The 26679-nt window shown below is 68.5% G+C and carries 24 protein-coding genes and 2 pseudogenes; 12 read left to right on the top strand and 14 right to left on the bottom strand.

What is annotated here, in order from left to right:
* The first annotated feature begins 9 nt into the window (after nt 1-9).
* Nucleotides 10-897, top strand: coding sequence for a hypothetical protein (locus AB0J95_RS01585; RefSeq protein WP_364750799.1), 888 nt, complete (start codon nt 10-12; stop codon nt 895-897).
* 214 nt (nt 898-1111) lie between these two features.
* Here AB0J95_RS01585 and AB0J95_RS01580 read toward each other — a convergent pair.
* The 3 genes and pseudogenes from AB0J95_RS01580 to AB0J95_RS01570 form a co-directional block, all read right to left on the bottom strand.
* A pseudogene (locus AB0J95_RS01580) lies at nt 1112-1189 on the bottom strand (superoxide dismutase); the annotation flags it as partial.
* An 8-nt stretch (nt 1190-1197) separates the two neighbouring features.
* Nucleotides 1198-1767 carry a DUF2537 domain-containing protein gene (locus tag AB0J95_RS01575; protein ID WP_364750796.1) on the bottom strand — a complete coding sequence of 190 codons (570 nt, stop codon included), beginning with the start codon at nt 1765-1767 and terminating at the stop codon, nt 1198-1200.
* A gap of 8 nt (nt 1768-1775) precedes the next feature.
* The gene (locus AB0J95_RS01570; RefSeq protein ID WP_364750793.1) at nt 1776-2570 is read right to left on the bottom strand and encodes an RNA methyltransferase; all 795 of its coding nucleotides are present in this window, start codon (nt 2568-2570) and stop codon (nt 1776-1778) included.
* A gap of 187 nt (nt 2571-2757) precedes the next feature.
* Between AB0J95_RS01570 and AB0J95_RS01565 the strand changes: the two genes are divergently transcribed.
* Genes AB0J95_RS01565 through AB0J95_RS01555 form a run of 3 tightly spaced genes read left to right on the top strand, consistent with a single transcriptional unit; the run spans nt 2758 to nt 5533 of the window.
* Entirely contained in the window at nt 2758-4254 is a 1497-nt protein-coding gene (locus tag AB0J95_RS01565) for a glutamate--cysteine ligase (RefSeq protein ID WP_364750791.1), read from the top strand.
* A gap of 9 nt (nt 4255-4263) precedes the next feature.
* Entirely contained in the window at nt 4264-4836 is a 573-nt protein-coding gene (locus AB0J95_RS01560) for a TetR/AcrR family transcriptional regulator (protein ID WP_364750790.1), read from the top strand.
* Between the two features lie 43 nt (nt 4837-4879).
* The gene (locus AB0J95_RS01555; protein WP_364750787.1) at nt 4880-5533 is read left to right on the top strand and encodes a biliverdin-producing heme oxygenase; all 654 of its coding nucleotides are present in this window, start codon (nt 4880-4882) and stop codon (nt 5531-5533) included.
* Nucleotides 5534-5624: 91 nt separating this feature from the next.
* On the opposite strand, the gene AB0J95_RS01550 is transcribed toward AB0J95_RS01555, so the two are convergent.
* Together AB0J95_RS01550 and AB0J95_RS01545 are read right to left on the bottom strand one after the other, a co-directional pair.
* Nucleotides 5625-7448 carry an ABC transporter ATP-binding protein gene (locus AB0J95_RS01550; RefSeq protein ID WP_364750784.1) on the bottom strand — a complete coding sequence of 608 codons (1824 nt, stop codon included), beginning with the start codon at nt 7446-7448 and terminating at the stop codon, nt 5625-5627.
* Complete coding sequence (locus AB0J95_RS01545) at nt 7445-9217, bottom strand: ABC transporter ATP-binding protein (protein WP_364750782.1); 1773 nt, start codon at nt 9215-9217, stop codon at nt 7445-7447. Before AB0J95_RS01545 ends, AB0J95_RS01550 begins: the two co-directional genes overlap by 4 nt.
* A 165-nt stretch (nt 9218-9382) precedes the next feature.
* On the opposite strand from AB0J95_RS01545, the gene AB0J95_RS01540 reads away from it, so the two are divergent.
* From AB0J95_RS01540 to AB0J95_RS01530, 3 genes are read left to right on the top strand one after another with little or no spacing between them, the layout of a single operon-like run.
* Nucleotides 9383-11017 carry a glycosyl transferase gene (locus AB0J95_RS01540; RefSeq protein WP_364753388.1) on the top strand — a complete coding sequence of 545 codons (1635 nt, stop codon included), beginning with the start codon at nt 9383-9385 and terminating at the stop codon, nt 11015-11017.
* Nucleotides 11005-11589, top strand: a complete 585-nt coding sequence (locus AB0J95_RS01535) for a SigE family RNA polymerase sigma factor (protein ID WP_364750781.1) — start codon at nt 11005-11007, stop codon at nt 11587-11589. The genes AB0J95_RS01540 and AB0J95_RS01535 overlap by 13 nt, the downstream gene beginning before the upstream one ends.
* Nucleotides 11590-11594: 5 nt before the next feature.
* Nucleotides 11595-12575: a hypothetical protein gene (locus tag AB0J95_RS01530; RefSeq protein WP_364750778.1), complete on the top strand. Its 981-nt coding sequence runs from the start codon at nt 11595-11597 to the stop codon at nt 12573-12575.
* Nucleotides 12576-12615: 40 nt separating this feature from the next.
* Here AB0J95_RS01530 and sepH read toward each other — a convergent pair whose 3' ends face one another.
* Nucleotides 12616-13704 (bottom strand): septation protein SepH, encoded by a 1089-nt coding sequence (gene sepH, locus AB0J95_RS01525; RefSeq protein ID WP_364750775.1) that lies wholly within the window; start codon nt 13702-13704, stop codon nt 12616-12618.
* Between the two features lie 229 nt (nt 13705-13933).
* On the opposite strand from sepH, the pseudogene AB0J95_RS01520 reads away from it, so the two are divergent.
* Nucleotides 13934-14755, top strand: a pseudogene (locus AB0J95_RS01520) (glycosyltransferase 87 family protein); the annotation flags it as partial.
* A gap of 206 nt (nt 14756-14961) precedes the next feature.
* On the opposite strand, the gene AB0J95_RS01515 reads toward AB0J95_RS01520, so the two are convergent.
* Both AB0J95_RS01515 and AB0J95_RS01510 read right to left on the bottom strand, forming a co-directional pair.
* Nucleotides 14962-16134, bottom strand: a complete 1173-nt coding sequence (locus AB0J95_RS01515) for an ATP-binding protein (RefSeq protein WP_364750772.1) — start codon at nt 16132-16134, stop codon at nt 14962-14964.
* On the bottom strand, nt 16131-16787 hold the full coding sequence (locus tag AB0J95_RS01510; RefSeq protein ID WP_364750770.1) for a response regulator transcription factor: 657 nt from the start codon (nt 16785-16787) through the stop codon (nt 16131-16133). The genes AB0J95_RS01515 and AB0J95_RS01510 overlap by 4 nt, the downstream gene beginning before the upstream one ends.
* 89 nt (nt 16788-16876) lie before the next feature.
* On the opposite strand from AB0J95_RS01510, the gene AB0J95_RS01505 reads away from it, so the two are divergent.
* The 4 genes from AB0J95_RS01505 to AB0J95_RS01490 are packed head-to-tail and all read left to right on the top strand — an operon-like array spanning nt 16877 to nt 20431.
* Entirely contained in the window at nt 16877-17440 is a 564-nt protein-coding gene (locus AB0J95_RS01505; RefSeq protein WP_364750768.1) for a hypothetical protein, read from the top strand.
* Complete coding sequence (locus tag AB0J95_RS01500) at nt 17437-18531, top strand: peptidoglycan-binding protein (RefSeq protein ID WP_364750765.1); 1095 nt, start codon at nt 17437-17439, stop codon at nt 18529-18531. The genes AB0J95_RS01505 and AB0J95_RS01500 overlap by 4 nt, the downstream gene beginning before the upstream one ends.
* On the top strand, nt 18528-19208 hold the full coding sequence (locus tag AB0J95_RS01495; protein ID WP_364750762.1) for an ABC transporter ATP-binding protein: 681 nt from the start codon (nt 18528-18530) through the stop codon (nt 19206-19208). The genes AB0J95_RS01500 and AB0J95_RS01495 overlap by 4 nt, the downstream gene beginning before the upstream one ends.
* A gap of 8 nt (nt 19209-19216) precedes the next feature.
* The gene (locus AB0J95_RS01490; protein ID WP_364753386.1) at nt 19217-20431 is read left to right on the top strand and encodes an ABC transporter permease; all 1215 of its coding nucleotides are present in this window, start codon (nt 19217-19219) and stop codon (nt 20429-20431) included.
* 126 nt (nt 20432-20557) lie between these two features.
* Here the strand turns inward: AB0J95_RS01490 and serC are convergent, their stop codons facing one another.
* The 6 genes from serC to AB0J95_RS01460 form a co-directional block, all read right to left on the bottom strand.
* On the bottom strand, nt 20558-21694 hold the full coding sequence (gene serC, locus AB0J95_RS01485; protein ID WP_364750759.1) for a phosphoserine transaminase: 1137 nt from the start codon (nt 21692-21694) through the stop codon (nt 20558-20560).
* Between the two features lie 64 nt (nt 21695-21758).
* Nucleotides 21759-23114, bottom strand: a complete 1356-nt coding sequence (locus tag AB0J95_RS01480; RefSeq protein ID WP_364750757.1) for a serine hydrolase domain-containing protein — start codon at nt 23112-23114, stop codon at nt 21759-21761.
* A gap of 59 nt (nt 23115-23173) precedes the next feature.
* Nucleotides 23174-23794, bottom strand: a complete 621-nt coding sequence (locus AB0J95_RS01475) for a response regulator transcription factor (protein WP_364750754.1) — start codon at nt 23792-23794, stop codon at nt 23174-23176.
* Nucleotides 23791-24987, bottom strand: a complete 1197-nt coding sequence (locus AB0J95_RS01470) for a sensor histidine kinase (protein ID WP_364750751.1) — start codon at nt 24985-24987, stop codon at nt 23791-23793. The genes AB0J95_RS01475 and AB0J95_RS01470 overlap by 4 nt, the downstream gene beginning before the upstream one ends.
* Complete coding sequence (locus AB0J95_RS01465) at nt 24948-25742, bottom strand: ABC transporter permease (RefSeq protein WP_364750749.1); 795 nt, start codon at nt 25740-25742, stop codon at nt 24948-24950. Before AB0J95_RS01465 ends, AB0J95_RS01470 begins: the two co-directional genes overlap by 40 nt.
* The gene (locus tag AB0J95_RS01460; protein ID WP_364750747.1) at nt 25739-26572 is read right to left on the bottom strand and encodes an ABC transporter ATP-binding protein; all 834 of its coding nucleotides are present in this window, start codon (nt 26570-26572) and stop codon (nt 25739-25741) included. The genes AB0J95_RS01465 and AB0J95_RS01460 overlap by 4 nt, the downstream gene beginning before the upstream one ends.
* Nucleotides 26573-26679 lie beyond the last annotated feature (107 nt).

Below are 26679 nucleotides of genomic sequence, written 5' to 3'. Positions count from 1 at the left end.
GCTGCCGGTGTGAAGTTGTTCGGCGCTCGGCGCCCGCTGGTTCTCGGTCACTGCTACGAGGACTCGCAGCTGGACGCCGCCCTGACCGAGGGGCACCTCGGCGCGGTGTCGACGGTGCTGTGGGAGTGCCGACCGGATCCGGAGACCCGGATGTTGCGGGTCGAGGTGCTCGGAGACTCGCTCGCGGGCCGCGGTGACCAGGTCGCGAAGGTGGGGCGGGACCACAACGACCCCGACCTGCTGCTGGCCGCGGCTCAGGCGTACATCGTGGAGGCGCGGTCGATCCCACGTGCCCTGAAGGCCGGGGCGACGTTGCAGCTGGCTCTCGCTCCACTGATGACCGCGTCCGAGCAACTCCCAGACGACCCCGTGGTGTGGGCGTTGTTGCTGGTCGTGGCGCAGGGGCTGGACTTCGGCCGGGATGAGCAGGACTCGATCTGGGCGGAGATCATCACCCGCGCGCCGACCCTGTATCCGGCGTTCATGACCCGCCTGCACTCGCTCCCACCCGAGGAGCGGCAGCAGTTCGCGATGGACACCCTTGCCTCGGCGCCTTCCGGCGATCCGGTGACCGCAGTGGTGCCCGCCGCCCATTTCCTCGCCCAGTCTTTGGACTCCGGCAGCGCGAAGCCGTGGCGTCAGGCGTTGCGCCCCGCGACCCCGCTGATCACCGCCGCTTCCCGCAAGTACCTCACCGACACCGCACCCCACCCCCGCGCCTTCGAGGCCCACAACATCTTCGCCGCCGCCGGCACCCTCACCAACGACCGCCCCACCGCCACCACCCACCTCCACGCCATGCGCGACCGCCTCCACCCCTGGCCCTGGTCCCTTCTGGACACCGACCCCACCGAGGCCTTCTACCGCCTGACCGCCAAGTTCACGTCCCGTGCATGACCGTCGCCCGATCGGGAGGTCGGGTTGCGAAGGGAAGTGAGGGTAGGCTAACCTCAGCACGTCCGCTTCGTGGTGGGAGCGGCAGTCAGTTCGGGAACAGTGAAGGCCCCGGTTGAGGCGACCGGGGCCTTCATCTCTACCTGGGTGGCTTCGCTTGTCGGAGCATCCGCGGGGTGGTGTGGATCGTCGGCGCCGCCGCGTTGAGCTGGGCACGCAGGCCGACGATCGAGCCGAAGTCGCCCTTGTCGCGGGCCTCGTCGATCTTCTCCAGGGTGTCGTTCGCGCCCTTGACGCAAGGGGTTAGATCAGCACGACGATGAGCGCGACCCAGCCCAGGGCCAGGCCCGCCGCGACTCCCAGCGCGACCCACCGCCAGACCAGGACCTTGCGCGCCAGCCACACCGAAGGCGCCAGCCCCGCGGTCACCACGACATTCGCGCCGACCGCCAGCAACGCGCTGGTCTCGTTCAACGTGAGCGCCAGGGTGACCACGGCCGCCAACGTGATCAGCCCGACCATGCCGCTGACGGTCAGCCCGGTCAGCCACGGCGTGAGCTCGGGTGGCCGGGGCTCCGGCGCGGGCCGTGTCACGGTGGCGTCGACCACGAGCACCTCACCGGTCAACGGGTCGTGGTACCGCACTGTGGTCCCCAACGCGGCCGACACGCGGTCCGCGAGCTGACGGCCACGTCTGGACACGACCACGGCCGCGGTCGGGTCCTCGGGCGCGTCGGCGCGTTGCATGGCGGCGACGACCTGCGCCCACTCGTCCAGCGCGGTGGACAGCTCGCCGGGGATCGTGCCGGGCTCGACCTCCGTCGCGTCCGGCCCGGTGAGCACGACTCGCTCACCGTTCGTGTGCAGCTCCACGGGCATAGCTAACCAGTTGCGATGGCGTAAAACGCGACGGCACCAGCAGTGGCGACGTTCAGCGAGTCAACTCCACCCGCCATGGGGATGCGTACGGCGTGTGACGCCGCCTTGATCGCCCCGTCGGTGAGCCCCGGGCCTTCGGAGCCGAGCAGCACGGCGACCGGCCCGTCGATCCTGATCTCATTCAGTGGGACGGCATCGGCTCTAGGCGTCAACGCGAGCACTTGGAAACCCTTGTCTTGCAGGTACTTCAACGCGTCCGGCCATTCCGTGACGGTGGTGAACGGCACGGCGAGAACGTGTCCCATGGAGACCCGCACGCTGCGCCGGTACAACGGGTCGCTGCACCCCGGGCCAATGACAACCCCGTCCACCCCGAGCGCGGCGACATTTCGGAACAAAGCGCCGAGGTTTTCGTGGTCACCCACGCCTTCGAGCACCGCGAGCCGCCGGGAACCGGTCAGATCGTCCAGCGTCCACGGCTTGGCGCGATCGGCCACGGCGAGCACGCCGCGATTCAGGTGAAATCCGACGACCTCCGCCATAACCTCGGCGGAGGTCACATAGGCCGGGACAGTGTGGCCGACTTCACCCGCGACTTCGGCGATGCGGCGTTCGACCCCGAGCAGCGCCCGCACGGGGTAGGGCGACGCGAGCATTCGCCGCACGACGACTACGCCTTCCGCGATGACCAGGCCTTTTCCACCCGGGCGGTCGGGTCGCCGGTCGGCCGTCGAGAGGTCCCGGAAATCGTCCACCCGGGGGTCTGCGGGGTCGTCCACCCGGATCACGCTGGCCATGGCGCGGATCTTCCCATGTATAGGAATTCCGGCTGATGGGAATCCCCGGTACGGACCAACCACTTTTCGCGGAGCGTCATCCAGAGGTGACTTACAGCACCGATTTGGCCGCTAGCTATCCGGACAATTGCTGTGTCAACGTTATTTCTCCCGCTGGTGCAGCCGAGCCGAGCGAAGGGGAGGCGGCATGGGAAGGGACGTGACGACCGGGGCCTACACCCGGGAGGATCGCCAGAGGTATCGCCGCAAGATCCAGCGTTGCCTGGACGCGTTGGCGTCGATGCTCAACAGTGACAGTTTCGCCTTTCACCGCAGGCAGATGGGCCTGGAGATCGAACTCAACCTGGTGGACGACCGGCTGCAGCCGGCCATGACGAACACGGTCGTGCTGGAGAAGATCGACGACCCGATGTTCACCACCGAACTGGGGCAGCACAACATCGAGCTGAACGTGGCGCCGCGCCCGTTGGACGGCAACGAGGCGATCGAGCTCGAGCACGACGTGCGCTGCCTGCTGACCAAGGCGAATGCCAAGGCGCACGACGCCGGCACGGACATGGTGATGATCGGCATCCTGCCCACCATCCGGGAGGAGCACTTCGACGCCCGCTGGCTGTCGCCGAACAGCCGGTATTCCGTGCTCAACGAGCAGATCTTCGCCGCGCGGGGCGAGGAGATGCTGCTCAACATGGAGGGTCAGCCGATGCCCGGCCGCCCGCCGGACCGGTTGCGCAGCTACGCCGAGTCGATCTTGCCGGAGGCCGCGTGCACCTCCGCGCAGCTGCACCTGCAGGTCGAGCCGGAGGGGTTCGCCGCGCACTGGAACGCGGCGCAGTGCCTGGCCGGGCCGCAGGTCGCGCTCGCCGCGAACTCGCCTTTCCTGCTGGGCAAGGCACTCTGGCACGAGACCCGGATCCCGCTGTTCGAGCAGGCCACGGACACCCGCCCGGACGAGCTGAAGAACCAGGGCGTGCGGCCGCGGGTGTGGTTCGGCGAGCGGTGGATCACGTCGATCTTCGACCTGTTCGAGGAGAACGTCCGGTACTTCCCAAGCCTGCTGCCCGACACGCACGATGAGGACCCGATGGAGGCGCTGGCCGCCGGGCGGACCCCGGAGCTGCGGGAACTGCGGCTGCACAATGGAACCGTGTGGCGCTGGAACCGGCCGGTGTACGACGTGGTGGACGGCGTGCCGCACCTCCGGGTGGAGAACCGGGTGCTGCCCGCCGGGCCGACCGTGGTGGACCTCGTGGCGAACGCGGCGTTCTTCTATGGCGCACAACGGGCCCTGGTGCTGGAAGATCGTCCACTCTGGACACAGATGTCGTTCCAAGCGGCCGAGGAGAACCTGTACGCGGCGGCCAAGCACGGGCTGTCGTCCCAGTTGTACTGGCCCGGGATCGGCTGGATCCCACCCGACGAGCTGGTACTCCGGCGGCTGCTTCCCATGGCGCACGAGGGTTTGCGCGACTGCGGGGTGTCGGACACCGCGCGGGAACGGTACCTCGACATCATCGAGCAGCGGTGTGTGGCCCGGCGCAACGGCGCGACCTGGCAACGTGACACCGTGGCGCGCCTGGAAGAGCGAGGTGCCACTCGCGACGCCGCGCTGACCGGCATGCTCCGCGCCTACATCGAACTGATGCACACCGGCGAACCCGTGCACACCTGGCCCGTGGGCTAACCTTCCAGGATGCCGAAGATTCTCGGTGAGTCCTTGGCCGCGCACCGCGAACAGGTGCGCGCCAAGGTGTTCGAGGCGATGCGGACGTTGCTGTACACCCGCGGCTTCGACGGGATTACCCTCACGAGCGTCGCCACAGCCGCGGGCGTGGGCCGGACCGCGATCTACAACCATTTCCCAGACCGCGAGGCCCTGCTGGTCGCGTTCGTCGAGCACGAAACATCCCTGTACGTCCAACGCCTCCAATCCGCCCTGTCCGGCGTGACCGACCCAGTCGAGGCACTGGCCGTCTTCGTGCGCATGCACCTCGAAGTCCTCGCCGCCCGCCACATGCCCCCAGGCGAAAAGCTGAACGCGGTCCTCTCACCCGAGGCCTACTCCCAGATGTCCGACCACGTCGCGCCCATCACATCGGAACTTCGCACGATCTTGGCGCAGGGCATGTCCGCAGGTCAGATGACGTCAGCGGACATCAACGCGCTGATCCCGATGATCATGGGCGCTCTCGCGGCCGCCGGAGACATCGACGTCGAGGCCGCCGTGGGGTTCATCCTCCGTGCCACTGGAGTTAGGCGACCCTAACGGTTATCCTTTTCTGACAGCGGTGTCAGAAAAGGAGCGTGGCATGACCTTCGCGGAGAGCCTCCGAGCTGCGACGATGCCGGCCCACGAGCAGGCCAACCACTCCCCGTTCATCACGGCCCTGCTCGGCGGCGAGCTGTCCGTCGACGCCTTCGCGGCCCTGTCGAGCCAGCTCTACTTCGTCTACGGCGCTCTTGAGGAAGCCGCCGAGACCATGCGAAACCACCCCACCGCAGGCCAGTTCGTGTTCGACGAACTCACCAGAATCCCCGCACTGCGTCAGGACATGGAGTTCTACTTCGGCCCTGCCTGGGAAAAAGAGATCCGCCCACTCCCCGCTACCGAGGCCTACTGCGCCAGAATCCGCGAGGTCGCCGCCACCTCCCCAGAGCAATTCGTCGCCCACCACTACACCCGCTACCTCGGCGACATCGCAGGCGGCCAAGCAATCCGCGTCAAACTCAAGAACCTGCACAACATCACCGGCCCCGGCAGCCTCTTCTACGTCTTCGACCGAATCCCCAGCCCACCCAAGTTCCGAGACAACTACAGGGAACTGCTGAACACAGTGTGGACCCCGGCAGAACAGAAATCCCTGATCCTCGAAAGCATCCGCGCCTACGAACACAACGTCGCCATCTTCACCGCCCTCGCAGGCAACATGCCGGCCTACCAACTATCCCCATCGGTGGACTGACTGACCGCTGCACTTCAAGGGGTAGGCGTAGCTGGTGAAGAGCCGCACAGCGGCGAGCGAAGTCTTTAAGCGCCACCCCGTGTTCGACTGGCTACACCAGAGAATCCAGCCAAGCCCGATGAAGAGCGGCGAACTCACCCCGCCCATCGGCAACAAGCTCATCGGGAGACCCGTCCTCAACAATCCGCCCACCATCAACCACAAGCACGCGATCAGCAATGAGCACAGTGGACAGCCGGTGAGCAATGATGAGCGCAGTCCGATCAGCCAGAACAGTCTCCAGAGCAGACTGAACGGCCCGCTCGCTGGGCACATCCAGGCTCGAGGTGGCTTCGTCGAGCACAAGCACAGCGGGGTCGGCGAGGAAAGCGCGAGCGAAAGCCACCAGCTGACGCTGCCCGGCAGACAACCGCCCACCGCGCTTCCGCACATCAGTGTCATACCCATCGGGCAGCGCGGCAATGAACTCATGCGCACCCACCGCAGCCGCCGCGGACTCGACCTCGCCCCGAGTGGCGGAAGGCCTGCCCAAAGCGATGTTGTCCGCAACCGACCCAGAGAACAGGAAGTTCTCCTGAGTCACAGTCACCACATGACGCCGGAGATCGGTGTCAGCGACGTCACGAAGGTCCACACCGGACAGCCGCACGGAACCAGAACTCGGGTCGTAGAAGCGGCCAACAAGCTTGGCGATCGTGGACTTCCCCGCACCAGTGGCCCCAACCAAGGCAACGGTCTGCCCAGCCGGAATCACCAGATCGAAGGTGGGTAGAACCAGAGGGCTGTCAGCCGAGTACCGGAACTCCACCTGCGAGAAGGTGATCGCGCCGCCGCGATCCGGAAGAGCCTGCGGCCGCAAAGGCTCCGGAACGGAGGGAGCCTCCTCCAAAACCCCGGAGATCTTCTCCAGCGCGGCACTCGCGGACGAGTAGGAGTTCGTGACCATGGCGAGCTGGTCGAGGGGGTCATAGAAGCGGCGCAGGTACAGCGTGAACGCAGTCAGCACACCGAGTTCAAGACTCCCACCAGTAACCCGCCACGCACCGACACCCAGAATCAGCGCCAGCGAGATGTTCCCCACGAACCGAACCGAGGCTGTGTACGCCGCTACGGCACTGAGAGCGTGGTAACTCGCCTCACGATAGTCATCGTTCAGACCATCCATAATGGACTCATTGCGCCGCTCACGCCGAAAGGCCTGAACCGCCCGCATCCCATTCATGGTCTCGACGAACTGAACGATGATCTTCGCAATCGCCGCCCGCGTCCGCCGGTAGGACCGCTTCGACCGCCGCTGGAACCACCGCGTCATCAGAACCAGCGGCACAAACCCGGCCAACACCAGCAGCGCCAACGGCACATCGAGGATCATCAACAGCACCCCGATGCCCACCAACGAAAGCACCGCGTTCAACAGCTGGTTCAGCCCGTCATCGAGCAGCTCCGCGATGGCGTCGACATCCGCGGTCAGCCGCGAGATGACCTTCCCAGACGTGTACGACTCATGAAACGACAGCGAGAGCCGCTGTGTGTGATGAAAAACCCGCTCCCGCAGGTCCCGCAGGATGTCCTGCCCAATCCGGCCGGACAACCGCTGGAACGTCACCAGCAACACGGAGTTGGCCAACGACGAGAAGACATACGCACCAATGCACCAGGCCAGCGTGCTCGCGTCTCCGCGCATAGCCGCCGGAATACCATCATCAATCGCGGCCGCGATCAACAACGGCCCAGCCATCGAAGCCGCGTTCTGCAAGATCACAATCGCCAAAGCCAGCACACAAGCCCACACATAAGGCCGCGTCAGCGACCCCAGCAACCGACGCGACCGAGCCTGCAGCAAAGCGCTGATCTTGGTGTCGACCTCATCGACCTCCTCGGCCGCAACCCCCCGCCACGACTCGTCGACGCTCACGAAGCCCGCACCTCCTCATCAGCATCCAAAGTAGACAACAGCGACCGGTAAGCCGGATTCGTCGCCAGCAACTCCGAATGCGACCCAACCGCGGCAATCCGTCCATCGGCAAGCATCGCCACCCGATCGGCAAGCTGAACAGTGCTAGGCCGGTGCGCCACCACCAAAGCCGTCACATCACTCAAAACCTCGCGCAACGCCCGCTCCACCTCGGCCTCAGTATGAACGTCCAAAGCAGACAGTGGATCGTCCAGCACCAGCACAGAGGGCCGCCCCACGATCGCCCGAGCCAAAGCGAGCCGCTGCCGCTGCCCACCCGACAGCGACAACCCCTGCTCACCGATCCGCGTGTCCAGCCCCCAGGGCAAAGCGTCAACGAACGTCTCCGCCTGCGCCACCCGCAGCGCGGACCGGACATCCTCATCGGTCGCATCCGGCGTCCCCAGCGCGATGTTCTCCCGAACACTCGCCGAGAACAGCACCGGCTCCTCAAAAGCCGTCGACACCAACGTCCGCAGGTCGTCCAAAGCCATCGAGGCAACGTCCACCCCATCGACCGTGATCCGCCCACCGGTCACATCCGCGAGCCGCGCCACCAAAGCGGTCAACGTCGTCTTCCCGCTCCCGGTCGCGCCCACCAGAGCGACGGTCTCACCCGGCCGGATGTCCAAATCCACGCCCCGCAACACATCCCGGCCGTGCTCGGAGTACCGGAACGAAACGTCCTCGAACCGCAAATGCCCCCGCGCAGGCTGCACCGGCGCAACAGGAGCGGGCGGGTCAGCGATTGTCTCGGGCTCGTCGATCACCTCGAAGAACCGTTCGATCGCGGACGCGGTCTGGTTCGTCTCGGCCAGCAGCCAGCCGATCGAGTCGGTCGGCCAGCGCAGGTACGCCGCCACAGCAACCGCGGCCACCAGCGTGCCGATGGTCATCGTCCCGTCGCTGATGGCGAACGTGCCCACCAGCAGCTGACCGGCGATGCCCAGCTCGGGCAGCAGCACGATCGCGCCCCACAGCAGCGACAGGATCCGGACCTTGCGCAGCTCGGTGCCGCGCAGCTCGACGGCCTGCCGCATGAACTTCGCGGCCAGGTGCGGGCCGCGGCCGAACGCCTTGAGCACGCGGATGCCGAGCACCGACTCCTCGACCGTGGTGGCCAGGTCGCCGCCCTGGTCCTGGGCCAGCCGCGCGGCCACCTTGTAGCGGGACTCGAACACCGTGGAGATGGCCACCAGCGGCGCCGCGCCGAGCAGCACCACCAGGCCGAGCCAGAAGTCCAGGAAGAACAACACGGTCAGCCCGGCCAGCAGGGTGAGGCTGTTGACCACCAGGAAGATGCCGACGAACGCGATCCACCGGCGGATGGTGGACAGGTCGGTCACCGCGCGGGACAGCAGCTGCCCGGACTGCCATCGGTCGTGGAACGCGATCGGCAGCCGCTGCAGATGCCGGTAGAGGGTCTCGCGCATCCGGGCCTCGACGCGGGTCGTCGGCCCGGCGCCGAGCTTTCGCCGCGTGTAGAACAGACTCGCCTCGGCGGTCCCCAGTAGCGCCACCGTGAACACGGGCCAGAACAACGCACCGGTGTCGTGCCGTGCCACCGGCCCGTCCAGGATGTCCTGAATCATCAACGGGATCAGCAGGCCGGCCGTCATCGCGCCGATCGTCGCGACCACCGCCGCGGTCAGCGGCAGCCGCACCGGTCTCAGGTAGGGGCCGAGGCGACGGAGAGCTCCGAAGGCCGAACCCTGCCTGGCCGTGCTCATACCTCGCCCCTTTGCTGGTTGGGTTCCGGTACCGGAGACGGTAGAGACCGCACGCCCCCGGCGCACCCGATTTTCTCTGCCAAGGATGCGACCTCAAGCGAGCTTGAGGTCAAATTTCGCGCTGATTGCAACCATCCGCGCGCACGCCCGTGTCCTTCGGGCGTGATGGTGCTGACCAGGGGGACAAAGCGAACGGCGCGGACCGACGCGCTGGTGGCCGGTGGCTACGTGCTGGCCGCGCTGCTGCTCTACTGTCTGTTGTGGACAGACTTGCGGCACGCGTACCTGCGTAACGGCTACGACCAGAACCTGTTCGAGTGGTTCTTCGCGGTGGCCGCGAAATCACCGCGGGACGTGTTGTTCAGCACACTGCAGAACAGCCCGGCCGGGGTGAACATGATGGCCAACACCTCGGTGCTCGGCCTGGGCATTCCGCTCGCGCCGGTCACCTGGCTGTTCGGTCCGACGTTCACCTGGGCGCTCGTGCTCACCGGTGGTACCGCGGGCAGCGCATTCGCCTGGTACTGGCTGATTTCCCGGCATATAACGACTTCTCGCGCCGGCGCGGTGATCGGCGGCGCGTTCTGCGCGTTCGCACCCCCGATGGTCTCGCACGGCTGGTCGCATCCGAACTTCGTCTCGTTGTTCGTGCTACCGCTGATCATCGCTCAGCTCATCCGGATCCGGCACGGCGGCAGCGGGATCGTGCTCGGGTTTCTGCTGGCGTACCAGGTTTTCCTGGGTGAGGAGCCGTTGCTGATCGCGGGAACCGCTTTGCTCGTCTACGGTCTGGTCCGGCGTGAGGTGTTCACCAGGGAGTTGTTCCGCGGATTGGGCGTGGCCGCTCTGGTCGCGCTGCCGTTGGTCGCCTATCCGCTGTGGATGCAGTTCTTCGGGCCGCAGAGCTATTCCCGAATGGAACACGGGCCCGCGCGCAACGACCTCGCCGCTTTCGTTGTGCCGGATGAGTTCACGGCCAACCCGACCGAGGTGAACGCGTATCTCGGCTGGCCGCTGGTGATTCTGGTGGTGGTGCTGGGAATCTGGCTGTGGCGGGTGGCGGCCGCACGGGCGCTCACGATCACCGCCGCTGTGCTGGCCGTGCTGTCCCTGGGCTGGGAGCTGACCGTTGCGGGCGTGCACACCTGGATCCCGTTGCCCTGGCTGGTCGTGTCGAAGCTGCCGTTGTACGACTCGGTGATCGGTTCGCGGCTGTCCATGGCCTGTGTCCCGGTGATCGGGATCCTGCTGGCCATGGGGTCTGAACGGATCTTGACACTGGCCGCGCACGCCACCCACGTGCCGCTGCGGCTGTTGTGGTTCGGCGCGCTCACCGCCGCCTTGCTGCCGATCGTGCCGATCCCCAAGGACGTCGTCACCCGTCCCGACACCCCCAGGTTCTTCACCCACTGGCAGAACTACGTGACCGCCGGGAAGACCGTGGTGACGGTGCCGTTGGCGTCCTCGGAGAACTCGCTGCCGCTGCACTGGCAGGTCGACGGCGGTCTGCGGTTCCCGCTGGCCGAGGGGTACTTCGTCGGCCCCGGCCGGTCCGGTCGTGGCCAGTACGGCGCGGTCCGCACGCCCACCTCCGCCCTGCTTGCAAACGCTGCCAAGACCGGCGAGCTCCCGGCCATCGGCCCGGCCGAACGCGACCAGGCCCAGCGTGACCTGGAGTTCTGGAACGCCGGAGCGGTGGTCCTGGGCCCGCATGAGCACCAGGACGTGCTGCTGGCCGCCTGCGAGGCGCTGTTCGGGCCCGGTCGTTATGTTGAAGGAGTCTGGCTGTGGACTATGTGACTACCGTCACACAACCGGTCGCCCTGCTGGGACTGTCTCCAGGGCGAAGGGGGTGGGCCGTGCGCGCGACCGACGAGGAGCAGTACACCGAGTACGTCACCGCGAGGCTGCCCACCCTGCGCAGGATCGCCTACCTGCTCTGCGGCGACAGCCACCGGGCCGACGACATCGTGCAGAACGCGATCACCCGCCTGTACATCCACTGGGCCAGGGCGAAGGCCGCCGACAACATCGACGCCTACGTGCGCACGATCGTGGTCCGCACGTTCCTCAACGAACAGCGCACCGGCTGGCTGTCCCGGGTCCGGCTGGTACGGGAGACCCCTGACCAGCCCATTCCCGCAGGGCCGGACGTGGAGACGACCGAGGTCCTGCACGCCGCCCTCGCCCGCGTCCCTCCGAAGCAACGGGCCGTGCTGGTGCTGCGGTTCCTGTACGACCTGCCGGTGGCCGACGTGGCCGGCATCCTCGGCTGCTCGTCCGGGAACGTGAAGTCCCAGACCTCGCATGGCCTCGCGGCCCTGCGAAAACATCTGGGTGAACACAATCTGAGCCTGTTGGGCGGGAGGTGACGAGGATGGACCACTTCGAGGACGGCGCCCGGCTGCTGGCGCCCCTGCGGGACGTGGATCCGGATCTGCGGTCCGGCGTCGACGTCACCCGCGCGGTGAAGACCGGACGGCGCCGCCGGCGCAGCCGCCTGGTGGTCGCGGCCGTGGGCGTGGTGGCCGTGCTGGGGTTGTCCGCGCTGGTCGCGCCGGGCCTGGTCAGCGGGCTGCGGGAGAACCCGCCGGCGACCGGCCTGGCCGACCCGACCCTGTTCGACATGCGCTCGTTCCCGCTGCAGGTCGGCACGGCCGGTGGCTACAAGCCGCTGATGTACTCGGTGATGCGGGTCAAGGCGTCCGTGAGCCTGGTGCGCACGGACGGCAGGCCCGGCACGGGCGAGGTGAGCATGTACCCGCGAACCCGCTTCCAGCCCGATCCGGCGGCGGCCGGTTTCCCGGCGGCCCAGCCGCCGATCGAGGGGCGCCGCGTGTTCTGGATGCCCGGTGAGGCCACGCCGACCCTGGTCATGGAGTACGGAACGGACCGCTGGGTACAGGTCACGATCGAGGACGACCAGCCCGACCTGCGGAACCGGGTGTACCACGTCGCCGAGAGCGTCGCGTTCACCTCGGCCGACGTGCAGCTGCCGTTCACCATCTCGCCCACCGAGGCGGGGCTCCCGTCGAACCTGCTGGAGATCCAGAACACCGTGCCGCTGTCGCCGCCGGAGACCAGCGTGGTGAAGCTGTCCTTCGAGCCGTTGGGCCGCACCCCGCAGGTCACCATCACCGCGACGCCCCAGGCGCCCAGCATCACGACCAACGAGGTCATCAACGGTCACGCGGCGGCGGTGTCCCCCGGCGAGATCATCCTGCGGGACGTCGAGGGGTACAGCTTCAAGCTGCACGTGGACACCCCGCTGGAGGACTTCGGCGCGGACCGGCTCAAGGCCCTGGCCGCGACCATCGACCTGGTCCCCGGCGGCTGGACCAACGCCCCAGTCAGGTGATCGCCCCTCGTGAGTGGTGCCCAACCACCCACGAGGGGATTCAGCCTCGGTTGGAGCGGACGCCGAGCAAGACGTCCTCCCAGGAGGGCACGATCGGGTGATTCTTCTTGCCCTTGCCCCGGCGGGCCGGGGCCGGCTTCTCCGGCTTCGGCTCCTCCGCCTCCACCAGCGACTCCTGCACCGGCTCGGTCACCGTCGCGGCCGCGGGAGCGGGCTCGGGGACGGGTTCCGGCTCGGGCTCGGGTGCCGGAGCGGGCTCCTGGGCCACGACGGGCTCAGGCTCGGGCTCCGGTGCCGGGGGTGGCGGCGGCGCCTGCTGCGGGACCGGCTGCATGGGCGGCTCGGGCCGCACGTACACCGGCGGCTCCGCGTACACCGGTTCCGGCTGCCGGTAGACCGGCTCGGGCTGGCGGTACGCGGGTTCTGGCTGGTGCACCGGCTCGGGCTGCGGCTGCGGCTGGGCGACCGGTTGCGGGCGGGCCGGAGCCTCGACCGCAAGCGCTTGCCTGGCCAGTTCCGTCACCGGGCGCACGGTCCGCAGCGACCGCTGGGGGTTGGGGTCCAGCAGGTCGTGGGCGTGGTCGTCGAGCGGGGTCACGGTGCCGCCGTGCGCACCCGGGTGGAACGACCAGTGCGCGTGGTTGTCCGAACGGCCCGCGGTCCAGCGCAGCTGCACCACCCACTTGCCGTCCTCGCCCTTCCACGAGTCCCAGGACGCCTCGGCGTACTCCTGGCCGCGCAGGCCGAACGCGTGCGCCACCACCTCGCCGAGGGTCTGCACGTCCGGGCCGTCCTCACGGACCGGGTGAGCCCGCTGGGCCAGGTCGGCCGTGCGCGACCGCTCGAGCAGCACCGGGTAGGCGAACCGGTCGACCTTGTCGGCCGGCAGCCCGGAGGCCGCGGCGACCTGCTCGACCGACTCTCCCGCGCGGATGCGGGCCTGGATTTCACGTGGGCGCATCTGGCTCTCCAGCTCGATTTCGATCTGGCCGAGTCTGGTGACGTCGCCACGGGCGGCCGCTCGCAGCCGCTCGTCCGCCGGCAGCTGGAAACGCTCGCCGCGGATCGGGTCCTCGAGGATGACGGTCGTCCCGTCCTCGCCGAGTCCCACCACCCTGAGCGCGCGCACCGCAAGCCTCCCGAACTGAGTCACCTCACTGACTGGTTGAAGGCCGACACGGCCCCCACCCAACTGACGTTATTACGGCGCGCCTCCTTGACGAGGGAGGCTCGCCGCGCCTCAGCGAGATCCAGCCTTGATCTTCCCGCATCCCAAGCCGATCCGCACTCCCTAATAGGTAGTTTGTCAGACGCGACAGAAGGGAAACAGGTTGCTGCGGAAGCGGACGGTCGTCCTGGTGGTGCTGGCCGAGCTGGCCGCGGTGGCGCTCATCGTCGGGCTGAAGGTGTTGGACGGCCTGGATTTCGAGATCTACCGGCTGGGCACTCTGGCGTGGTTGCGCGGAGACGACCCATATGGAGTATTGCCCGCCACCAGTCGTGGCGAACACCTGCCGTTCACCTATCCGCCGTTCGCGGTCCTCGCTTTCGTGCCCACGGCTTTGCTGTCCGCCCGCGCCGGTTTCCTTGTACTGACAGTGATCTCCACGTTGTTGCTGTTCGCGGTGGTGTTCGGCTTCCTGGTCGCCTTGCGGGGCCGGGAAAACGGGCTGGTGCTGCCCGCGCTGGTGGCGATCGGCGTCCAGCTGCTGGCCGCCGGCAGCGATCCGGTGCGCTCCACGCTCGGTTACGGGCAGATCAACATGGTGCTGATGGCGATGGTCGCGCTGGACTGCCTGAGCCGCAAACCCCGCGGGATCCTGGTGGGACTCGCGGCGGCGATCAAGCTCACGCCTGCCGTGTTCGTCCTGTTCTTCTTGATACGCAAGAACTATCGCGCGGCGGCCGGGGCCGGTGTGACCTTCGTCGCCGCGACCGCGTTGGCGTTTGTGGTACTACCAGGGCCCTCGGCCGAGTACTGGACGAAGCTCGTGTTCGCCGGGGACCGAATCGGGCCGCCCGCACACGTTGGCAACCAGTCGTTGCGCGGGGCGTTCGCGCGGCTTTCCCACGAGTCGCTGTGGATCTTGGTCGCGGTCGTCGTGCTTGCCTTGACAGTCTTCGTGATCCGGCGGGTGAACCTGCCCACCGGGGTGGCCGTAACGGCGTTGTGCGGGTTGGTCGTGTCGCCGGTCTCGTGGGTGCACCACTGGGTCTGGCTGGTTGCGGTGCTGGTCGTGATGGGCTGGATCGCAGTCACCGAACGGCGGATCGGGATGGGGCTCGCTGTGGTGCTCGCGGCCGCGGTGGCGATCAGCACACCGATCTGGCGGTTCGAGTTCGGCGGCTGGAGCGACGGCGTGTGGCAGCAGGCGGTCAGCGACAGCTACGTGCTCGCCGGGATCGTGTTGCTGGTGGTCATGACGCTGTACGCGGGCGGGAAGTCGACCCGGATGTCCAGCCCGCCCTCGGCCCGCACGCTCGCGCCGACCGACCCGTCGTGCGCGCGGACCACCGAACGCACAATCGACAGCCCCAAACCCGAACCGCCGGACGTGGACGTGCGTTCCAGGCGCCGGAACGGTTCGAACAACCCGGGCAGCGCCTCGACCGGCACGACCGGCCCGGTGTTCACCACGCGCACCGCGGGTGAACCGCCGACCTCGACCAGCACGGAGCCGCCGCCGTAGTTGTAGCGGATCGCGTTCTGCACGAGGTTGGTGATCAGCCGCTCCAGCAGCACCGGGTCGCCGAACACCGTGCGCGGCCGGATCACCTTGTGCACGCTCACCTCGTGTTCCTTGGCCAGGCCCGCGCTCGAGGTCAGCACGGTCTCGGCCACCTCGTCCAGCCGCACAGCCACCCGGCCCTGCAGGCCGCGGTCGCTGCGGGCGAGCACGAGCAGGCCCTCGATCAGCCGTTCGCTGCGTTCGTTGGTCATCAGCAGCTGCTGGCCGAGCTTCTTCAGCTCCGGGGTGGCCGCGGGGTCGGCCATCGCGACCTCGACCAGGGTCCGCTGGACGGCCAACGGCGTGCGCAGCTCGTGTGAGGCGTTGGCGACGAACCGGGTCTGGCTGTCGAACGCGGACGCCAGCCGGTCGAGCATGCCGTCGAACGTGTTGGCGAGCTCCTTGAGCTCGTCGTCCGGGCCGTCCATGTTGATCCGCCGGGTCAGGTTCTCCGCGCCGAGCCGCCGCGCGGTCGCGGTGATCGTGTGCACCGGCTGGAGCACCCGGCCGGCCATGTACCAGGACGCGAACGTGGCGATCACCCCGCCGATCAGCAGCGCGACACCGGACGCCCACAGCACGGTGCTGACCGTGGTGGACCGGAAGTCGTCGGCGATCTCCCCGGCGGTGTACATCAACGTCGTGTTCCCCTGCGGAAGCGGGAACGCGTCGCCGGGGAGGGCCGGTACGGCCCGGGCGACGGCCGCCGCCGGGCTGGGCAGGATGGCCAGCACGATCAGGTAGTTGATCAGCAGCAGGACCAGGCCGATGGCGAGGAACACCCCGCCGTACATGGCGGTCATCTTGCCGCGCGCGGACCAGCGCATCACGCGAGCCGGTAGCCGGCGCCGGGCAGCGTGTCGATCACCGGAGGGTCACCGAGCTTGCGCCGCAGGGTCATCACCGCCACGCGGACCGCGTTGGTGAACGGGTCCGCGTGCTCGTCCCAGGCCTTCTCCAGCAGCACCTCGGCGCTCACCACCGCTCCCTCGGCCCGCATCAGCACCTCCAGCACGGCGAACTCCTTCGGTGACAACGCCAGGTGCCGGCCGTCCCGCGACGCCTGGTGCCGGGGCAGGTCGAGGACCACCCCGGAGCGTTCGAGCACCGGCGGCAGGGCGGGCCGGGCCCGCCGGCCCAGCGCCTGGACCCGGGCCACGAGCTCGTCGAACGCGAACGGCTTGGTGAGGTAATCGTCCGCGCCGAGGCGCAGTCCCGCGACCCGGTCGGTGACTTCCCCGGCAGCGGTGAGCATCAGCACCCGCGCTTCACCGCCCGCGTCCAGCACGGCCCGGCACACGTCGTCGCCGTGCACCTCCGGCAGGTCGCGGTCCAGCACGACCACGTCGTACCCGTGCACACCGACGCGTTCGAGCGCGGCGGCGCCGTCGTAGCAGACGTCCACGGCCATGGACAGCCGACGCAGCCCCTCGGCCAGGGTGTCGGCGAGCAACCGTTCGTCTTCCACGACGAGAACCCGCATGACCCCAGTGTCCCGCACGAACGGATAAGCGCCGCATAAGCGCTTTCGCTTAGCGGGTCCGAATCGCCCGATGTCTACAACTGACCGGCATGAGACTACGACTCACGATGGTCGCTGGAGCACTGCTGATGCTCGCGGCCTGTGGCTCGAACAACGGTTCTGGAGACGACGGCGTCGCGTCGCTGAACGGCAGCGACAAGCAGTCGAACCAGGCACAGGCGTCGGACAACAAGTCCGATGAGGACAAGATGCGCGACTTCGCCAAGTGCATGCGGGACCACGGCGTCGACATGCCCGACCCGGGGCCGGAGGGCCGGATCGAGGCGAGGGCCGCGGGTGGGCCGGGGGACGGCGACAAGATGCAGAAGGCCGACGAGGCGTGCCGGTCGCTGCTGCCCAACGGTGGCAAGCCCAAGCCGTTGAGCCCGGAGGAGCTGGACAAGCAGCGCAAGATCGCCAAGTGCATGCGCGACCACGGCGTCGACATGCCCGACCCGGACCCGAACAACCCCGGCATGGCCATCACGCTCGGCGCCGACGGTGACAAGGACAAGATGGACAAGGCCATGAAGGAATGCGGGATGGGCGACATGATGCCCGGCCGGGCCGCCGTCAACGGCGGCGACAGTGGCACGACCGGCGGTGGCAAGTGACCGATGCGGGACCACAGCGGCTGCACCGGCGGCGCCGCGCACGATGGGTGATCGCCGGGACGGCCGTGATCGTGGCCGCGGCGGTGGGGACGGTCGTGGTGCTGACCCGGGTCAGCTCGGGTTCGGTGGCCGCCCCGCCGCAGGGCCCCGCACCCGCGGAGACGACCCCGGTCGTCAAGACCGACCTGGCGGACCGGCGGAGCGTGAGCGGGAAGCTGGGGTATGGCACGGAAACCTCGCTCGCCGGGCACAAACAGGGCACCATCACCTGGCTTCCCGCGTCGGGAACGGTGATCTCACGCGGCGGCGTTGTGTACAAAGTGGACGCCAAGCCGGTTCCCCTGTTCTACGGGGACATCCCGCTGTACCGGCCGGTCGGGCCCGGGGTGACCGACGGCCCGGACGTGAAGGTGATCGAGGAGAACCTGAAGGCGCTGGGGTTCGGCGGGTTCGGCACGCCGGACGAGAAGTTCACCAACGCCACCGCGGCCGCGATCAAGAAGTGGCAGAAGTCGTTGAAGCTGGAGGAGAACAGCACGGTCAACGTCGGTGATGTCATCATCACCACCGGCTCGCTGCGGGTCTCGTCGGTGACGGCTCAGCTCGGCGCCCCGGGCAGCGGCGACCTGTTCAAGTACACCGGCGTGAACCGTGGGGTGACTGTGCAGGTGAAGGCCTCGCAGCGGGAAATGGCCAAGGTGGGCAACAAGGTATCGGTCAGCGTCGGTGGCCAGACCGCGACCGGGACGGTGACGGCACAGGCCGAGGCCCCGCCGGACAGCAACCCGATGCCGGGACAGTCCGACGAGACCAAGATCAACGTGTCGATCGCGCTGGACGATCCGGCCGCGATCACCGCCGCGGACGCCACCTCGGTGGACGTCCGGTTCACCGCGGACAGCCGCAGCGGCGTGCTCGCCGTGCCGGTGGGGGCGTTGCTCGCGCTGGCCGAGGGCGGGTACGCGGTCGAGGTCGTCGAAGGGGACAAGCACCGGCTGGTGGCGGTGAAGACCGGGCTGTTCTCGGACGGCAAGGTGGAGATCAGCGGGCCGGACGTGCGGGCGGGCATGCAGGTGGTGACCACGTCGTGACTCCGGTTCTCGCGGTGCGCAACGCGGGCAAGACCTACCCCGGTGGCGTGCATGCCCTTCGTGACGTCTCGCTTTTCGTCGAGCAGGGGGAGATCCTGGCGATCGTAGGGCCATCGGGATCGGGCAAGTCCACGTTGCTGCACCTGATGGGGACGCTGGACAAGCCGTCGACCGGGGTGGTCGAGGTCCGCGGGCACGACGTGTCGCAGCTCAACGACCGGCGGTTGTCGGCGTTGCGGTCGCGCTGGATCGGGTTCGTGTTCCAGCAGTTCTTCCTCACCGAGGGACTGTCCGCAGTGGACAATGTGGCGACCGGGCTGATGTACGCGGGGGTGTCGGCCCGTCGCCGCCAGCGCATCGCGTTGGGTGCGTTGGAGCAGGTGGGGCTCGGGTCACGGGCCTGGCACCTGCCTTCGGAACTCTCGGGTGGTGAGCGGCAGCGCGTGGCCATAGCCCGCGCTGTCGTGAACCGCCCGGCGATCCTGCTGGCCGACGAGCCGACCGGAAACCTCGACACCTCCACGGGGGCGGGGATCCTGCGGCTGCTGGGGGAGTTGAACAGCGCGGGGACCACCGTCGTGGTCATCACGCACGACAACGACATCGCCGGGTCCATGCCGCGGCGGGTGGAGATGCGGGACGGGCTGTTGCGTTTGGACACCGGGGTGGCGGCATGACCGTGTTGATGGATCGCCCAGCCGCCGAGCCACTGCCGACCCCGCGGCGGTTCGGGCCTGGTGACGTGCTTCGCCTTGGTGCGCATGGGATGCGGACTCGTCCGTTGCGGGCGGTGTTGTCGGCGTTGGGGATCGCGATCGGCATCGCGGCGATGATCGCCGTGGTGAGCATCCCCGCGTCCTCGTCCAAGGCACTGGCCGACCAGTTGGCGGCTCTGGGGCCGAACCTGCTGGTTGTCAAGCCGGGCAAGACGTTGTTCGGGGATGACGCGCCGCTGCCCAAGTCCGCGGTGCCCATGGTGTCGCGGATCAAGCCGGTCACGGGTGCCGCGGCCACCGGGGTGGTCGACGCCTCGGTTCGCCGGAATGATCACGTGGACGCGAGCGAGACCTCCGGGCTCGCTGTGTACGCGGCGGAGAACACCCTGCTGTCGGTGTTGCACGGGACTGTCCACAGTGGAAAGTGGTTCGACCAGGCCTCGGCCGGCTTCCCGACGGTGGTCCTGGGTTCTGTCGCGGCTCAACGATTGGGGATCACCTCCGTCGATCCTTCGTCGCCGCGCCAGGTGTGGATCGGCGGGCAGTGGTTCACCGTGATCGGAGTGCTCGACGCCATGCCGCTGGCACCGGAGATCGAACGTTCGGCCCTCGTCGGCTGGCAGGCGGCGGCCGACCACCTCGGCTTCGGCGGCCACCCGGGCACCGTGTACGTGCGGGCCGTCGACTCCCAGGTGGAGAAGGTCCGCAGCGTCCTCGCCGCGACCGCGAGCCCGGAGCACCCCAACGAGGTCGAGGTGCAGCTGCCCTCGGAAGCCCTGAAGGCGCAACGCCTTGCGCAGCAGTCCTACAGCGCCTTGTTCCTCGCGCTCGGCGGCGTGGCCCTGTTGGTCGGCGGTGTCGGCGTGGCGAACACCATGGTGATCTCGGTGTTGGAGCGCCGAAGGGAGATCGGCCTCCGCCGCGCCCTGGGCTCCACGCGCCGCCAGATCCGCGGCCAGTTCCTCGCCGAGTCCGTCATCCTCTCGGGCCTCGGCGGCCTCGTCGGAGTGGTCCTCGGCGTCGGCGTCACCGCCATCTACGCCCTCAGCCAACACTGGCCCGCCGTCATTCCCCCGGAAGCCCTCCTCGGCGGCGTCGCCGTGGCCGCCGTCGTCGGCGCCATCGCCGGCGCCTACCCCGCCATGCGCGCCGCCCGCCTCACACCCACGGAGGCTCTGGCGTGATGTCGTTGGAGGACGGTGATCTCCGGGCTGGACGTTTAGGGGCGCTTGGCTGAGGGGACGCTCTAGTGGGGTTTGGTCGCGAAGAGACCGTGCACCGTCGGGGGTGCACGGCCTCTTCGCCAAAACTCAGCTCAGCTTTTCGACGACCCAGTCGATGCAGTTCGTCAACGCGGTGACGTCCTCGGGGTCGATGGCGGGGTACATGGCCACGCGCAGCTGGTTGCGGCCCAGCTTGCGGTACGGCTCAACGTCAACGATCCCGTTGGCGCGCAAGGCCTTCGCGATGGAGGCCGCGTCGACCGAGGAGTCGAAGTCGATGGTGCCGACCACCTGGGAACGGTGCGCCGGGTCGGTGACGAACGGGGTGGTGTACGCGGTCTTCTCGGCCCAGGTGTAGAGGCGGGTGGAGGAGTCGAGGGTCCGCGCGACGGTCCAGTCCAGGCCGCCGTTGCTGTTCATCCACTCGATCTGGTCGTTGAGCAGGAACAACGTGGCCAGAGCGGGGGTGTTGTACGTCTGGTCCTTCACCGAGTTGTCCAGCGCGGTGTTCAGCGAGAGGAACTCGGGGATCCAGCGGCCGCTGTTGTGGATCTCCGACACGCGCGCGAGCGCGGCGGGGGACATCAGGGCGATCCACAGGCCGCCGTCGGAGGCGAAGCTCTTCTGCGGCGCGAAGTAGTACACGTCGTAGTCCGCGGCCGCGACCGGGAGGCCGGCCGCGCCGCTGGTGGCGTCGATGGCGATCAGCGCGTCACCCGAACCCGCGGGACGCAGCACCGGCAGGGCCACGCCGGTGGACGTCTCGTTGTGCGCCCAGGCGACGAAGTCGGCGCCCTCCGCGTAGTCCAGGGCGGGCGCGGTGCCTGGCGAGGAACTCACCACGATCGAGTCCTCGAGGAACGGCGCCTTCTGGGTCACCGTGGCGAACTTCGAGGAGAACTCGCCGAACGTGAAGTGCTGGGCCTTCGACCGGACCAGGCCGAACGCGGCGGCGTCCCAGAACGCCGTGGTCCCGCCGTTGCCCAGCACGATCTCGTAGTCGTCCGGCAACGTGAACAGCGACCGCAGCCCCGCCCGGATCTGCGCGACCAGGTTCTTCACCGGCTTCTGCCGGTGCGAGGTCCCCATCAGCGCCGCGCCGGAGGTGGCCAGGTGAGCGAGCTGCTCCGGCCGGATCTTGGACGGGCCGGAACCGAACCGGCCGTCGGACGGCTTGAGGTCGGCCGGCAACTGGAGCGTGGTCGGGTCAACTGTCTGCGTCATGGCGCATCCTCAGAAGTAGACAGGAGGTGAACGGCGACGTTGCCGGGACGTTACAAGTCTCGCATCAAGAGACACCACGCCAGCCGTGAGGGTCGACACCTCCGGGTACCGGGCCCGCGGGTGCGTACGGCAACCGGGTGAAGATGAACGTGGCCAGGTCCAGATGCGTCACCGCACCCGCCGCATCCCGGCAGACCCGCAGTGTTTCCCCAGCGTAGTAGGCATCCACGCCGGTCCAGGTGTCCGTGCCGGACGGCCGGAACCGCGAGGCGCGGCCTACTCCGTTCGTTGGAACCAACTCCAGCCAATCGGACGACTGCAGTCGCAGAGTGTAAGGGGTCGGACCCCAGTGCCAGGTGCCCGTCAAGTCCAAAAGGTCCTGGTTAACGCTCGTTAGTGGCTTCCACTCGGTGGGAAGCACCGGTTCGAGTGAATCCGCGGTCTTGATCAGGTCCAGCCCGAGCCCGACAATCCCGACACCAGCGGTGCTGTTGGCCATCACGATCGCGCCCGTGCCGCCCGGCGTGGTCATCACCGTGGCCACGAACCCGGGCATCGACCCGGTGTGCCCGGCCAGCCGCATCCCGGAGTCGCGGAACAGCTGCAGCCCCAGCCCGAACCCCATCGTCCAGTTGTCCCCGTCGTCCACGACCGCCGGAGCCCGCATCTCGGCCATCGTGTCGGCCCGCAGCACGTCTCCGGTGTCACCGCCGATGAACCGCAGCCACCGGGACATGTCGTTCTGCGTCGACCACAACTGGCCCGCGGGCGCCATCGCCCCCGCGTCCGGAGCCGGCTCGGGCAGCAGCACGTCGGCATGCGGGTGCACCGCCCAGCCCAACGCGTGCGGCGCCGACGGCATCGGCGTCGTGCGGGACATCCCCAGCGGTACCAACAGTTCCGCGCCCACAACGTCCAACCAGGACGCTCCCCGCAGCCGCGCGACCAGCTCGCCCAGCACCCCGAACCCCGGGTTGGAGTAGTGGAACCGGCTGCCCGCCCGCAGCACCACCGTCGACGGCACGAGGCTGTCCTTCAAAGCCGTCCAGTCCGCGCCGGGAGAACGCTCCCACCACACGCCCGGCGACTCGGAGGTCAGGCCGCTGGTGTGCGAGAGCAGCTGCGCGATGGTGCGGTCGCCGACGACCGTGCCGGGCAGGTGCTTGTCCAGCGGGTCGCTCAGGTCCAGCTTGCCCTCGTCGCGCAGCTTCATGACCATCGTGGCCACGAACGTCTTGGTGATCGAGCCGATCCGGTACTGGGTGTCGTCGCTCGGCACGGCGCCGTCGACCTGACCGCGGCCGCCAGACCACACGATCCCCTCGGGACGCACGACGGCGGCGACTAACGAGGGGGCGCGGCCGACTGCTTGCTCGTGGGCGAGTCGGCGGAGCAGGGCCAGCTCAGTGGTAGGCAGCATGCTCAGATTCTGTCTTGTCCGCTAGACCAGTGTGCGGTGACGTCTGCTATCACTCACCGCTATGTGAGCAGGCCACGCTCCATCGCAGTAGTCACTGCGGCCGTTCGGTCGGACACGCCGAGCTTGTTGAACACCCGCAGCAGGTGCGTCTTCACCGTGGCCTCGCTGATGTGCAAGGCGGCGCCGACCTCGGCATTGGTCATGCCGCGCCCGACCAGCCGCAACACCTCCACCTCGCGCGCGGACAACGATTGCGCCACAGGTTCACGCATCCGGCGGACCAGCCGGCCGGCCACCGACGGCGCCAGCACGGTCTCACCGCGGGTAGCGGCCCGGATGGCGCCGGCCAACTCGGTCCGCGAGGCGTCCTTGAGCAGGTACCCGGCCGCGCCGGCCTCGACCGCGCGCAGGATGTCCGCGTCCGACTCGTACGTGGTCAGAACGATCACCCGGATCTCCCGGGAGGCGGCCATGATCTTCTCGGTCGCGCCGGCCCCGTCCAGGCCCGGCATGCGCAGGTCCATCAGGATCACGTCCGGCTTGGCGGCCTGGGCGAGCGCGACCGCCTCGGCGCCCGACCCGGCCTCGCCGACCACGGTCAGGTCCGGCTCGGCCTCCAGCATCCCGCGCAGGCCTTCGCGCACCACGGGATGGTCGTCCACCAGCATCACCCGGATCACGCCCACACCTCCAGTTCTACCGTGGTGCCCGCGCCCGGCGAACTGGAGACCGACACCGACCCGCCGATGTGCTCGACCCGCGACCGCATTCCCCGCAGCCCGAAGCCGGAAGCCGGCCCGGCGGTGTCGAACCCCACGCCGTCGTCGGTCACCAGCAGCACCACCGATGAGTCCTGATAGGACAGTACAATCTCGACGGACGAGGCCTGGGCGTGCTTGCGGACGTTGGACAACGACTCCTGCACGGTTCGCAGCAGCACCACCTCGACGCCGGTCGGTAACGGCCGTTTGTCGCCCTGAACGTCGAAATCCGCGGCAACGCCGGTCTCCTCGGTCAACCGGGCGGCCTGACGGCGGATGGCGTCGGTCAACGAGCTCTCGGTCAGCTCCTCTGGCGCCAGTGCGGCGACCAAAGCCCTTGACTCGGCGAGGTTCTCGCGGGCCGTGCGCAACGCGAGCGAGAGGTGCTTGCGGACCTGGGCCTCGTCGCGGCCCAGCTCCGACTCGGCGGCCTGGACCAGCGTGACGATGCTGGTGAACCCCTGCGCCAGGGTGTCGTGGATCTCGCCGGCCAGCCGTTCCCGTTCGGCGGTCACGCCCGCCTCGTGCGAGAGCCGCCCGACCTCGGCCTGGCTGGCCTCCAGCCTGGTGATCAGCTCGGCCCGTTCGAAGCTCTGCGCGACCACCCGGGTGATCCAGACACCGATCAGCACCGAGAACCCGGTGCCGATGGCGGCCACCGGGAGCACCGTCCGCAACAGGGCCGGGGTGGGGCCGTCCTGCACCATGGTCAGGATCACCGGGGCGAACATGGTGGTGGCCACCATGAACATCCCCGGCAGCAGCCGCACGCTCATGAACAGGATCGGCGAGACCCCGAACAGCGACCACTGGCTCACCGGCGCGAGCCACATCGCGACCGTGACCAGGACGATGTTCGCCGCGGCGTACGTGATGGCCCGCCAGTCGTGGTGGTTGCCGACGAGCAGGCGGCGGCCGATGAACACGTACAGCAGGGCGATCACCGCGAACGCCGCGGCCGCGCCAAACCGGCGGGCCGCGGAGTCCGGGCCGATCGGGGACAGGATCAGGTAGGTCACCGCGAGGTAGACCACCGCGAAGTAGACGTCCCAGTACCAGAAGGCCCGGTCGGTCACGTGCGGTTGCTGGTCCACCGGAAGGTCAGCAGGCACAGCACCAGCCCAGCGACGGACCAGGCGCCGAGCACGGCCGCGGTCCTGCCCAGTTCCCATGTCCCGGCCATCTCCCACTTCGCCATCGCGTCCGGCAGGAACACCGACCGGAACCCCTGACACACCCACTTGATCGGGAAGAACGACGCCACCGTGACCATACCCACGGGCAGCGTGGTGATCGGTCCGACGTAGACGCCCGAGATGAACTGCAGGCCCACGTACGGCACGTTCGCCACCGCCGCGGCGCCCTGGCCGGAACGGGCGATCGCGCTGGTGGCGATGCCCAGCATCGAACAGCTCACCACGGCGAGCACGAACACCCACCCGAACGTCAGCCACTTGTCCAGGCTGGTCGGCAGGTGCACGTCGTAGAGCAGCGCGCCGATGCCCAACACCAGGATCGCCTGACCCAGGCTGGCCACCGCGACCAGCACGATCTTGCCCATGAAGTAGGACACCGCCGAGAGGGGCGTGCCGCGCAGCCGCATCAGCGTGCCGTTCTCACGGTCGGCGGCCACGCTGATGGTCAGGTTCACGAACGAGGTGGAGATGATGCCCGCGCCGACCATGCTGGCCGTGAACACCTGGGCCGCCGTCACGCCGGTGCCCTCGTAGGCGCGGTTGAAGATCGACCCCAGCAGCGTCAGGATCAGCAGCGGGAAGGCGAACGTGAACACCGCCTGCTCGCGGGACCGGAAGAACTGTTTGACCTCGATCCCGCCACGGGCCAGACCCAGTGCCACCGTGCTCATTTCTCGTCTCCCACCAGGTTGAGGTAAACGTCCTCAAGGGACGGACGGGTCACCGTGAGCCCGTTGAGCTCGCCGTTGCCGGACATCTCCCGGACCAGAGCGGTCGGGGTGGCCGTGCGCACCTCATGCGGGCCGTTGTGGTCGGTCCAGCGCACGATCGCCTCGGCGGTCGCGCGGCCACCGAGCGTGCCGGGCGTGCCCTCGGCGACGATCCGGCCGCGGGCCAGCACCGCCACCCGGTTGGCCAGCGCCTCGGCCTCGTCCAGGTAGTGCGTGGTGAGCAGGACGGTCGTGCCGTCGGCGGCGAGTTTCTCGATCAGGCCCCAGAACTGGCGGCGCGCCTCGGGGTCGAACCCGGTGGTCGGCTCGTCCAGGAAGACCAGGTCGGGGGTGCCGATGATGCCCAGCGCCACGTCGAGCCTTCGCCGTTGACCCCCGGACAGGCTTTTGACGCGGGCGTTGGCCTTCTCGGTGAGTCCACAAAGGTCGATCACGTCGTCGACGTTGCGGGGCCTGGGGTAGTACTTGGCGAAGTGCCGGACGGTTTCGAGAACGGACAACTGGGCGGCGTCGGTCGCGGTCTGTAGCACGATCCCCAGCCGCGCGCGCCACGCGCTGGTCCCGGTGGCGGGGTCCTGGCCGAGCACGGCGACCTCACCGGCGTCGCGGCCGCGGTGGCCCTCCAGGATCTCCACGGTGGTGGTCTTGCCCGCCCCGTTCGGCCCCAGCAGCGCGAAGACCTCCCCCTGGGCGACCTCCAGGTCGATCCCGGCCACCGCCACGTGATCCTGGTAGCTCTTTCGCAAGCCCCTGACTTGTATCGCGGTCATGCCCCAATACTCAGCCGCGCGGCCGCCTACCGGGACGACCGCGCGACTGAACCCGGCTGTCCACCGAACGGTGGACACGGCTTACACCCCACCCCCGCGTGTCCCAC

It is taken from the genome of Actinocrispum sp. NPDC049592 (assembly GCF_040675465.1).
Taxonomy (GTDB): domain Bacteria; phylum Actinomycetota; class Actinomycetes; order Mycobacteriales; family Pseudonocardiaceae; genus Kibdelosporangium.
This window is presented reverse-complemented; position numbering and strand designations above follow the sequence as displayed.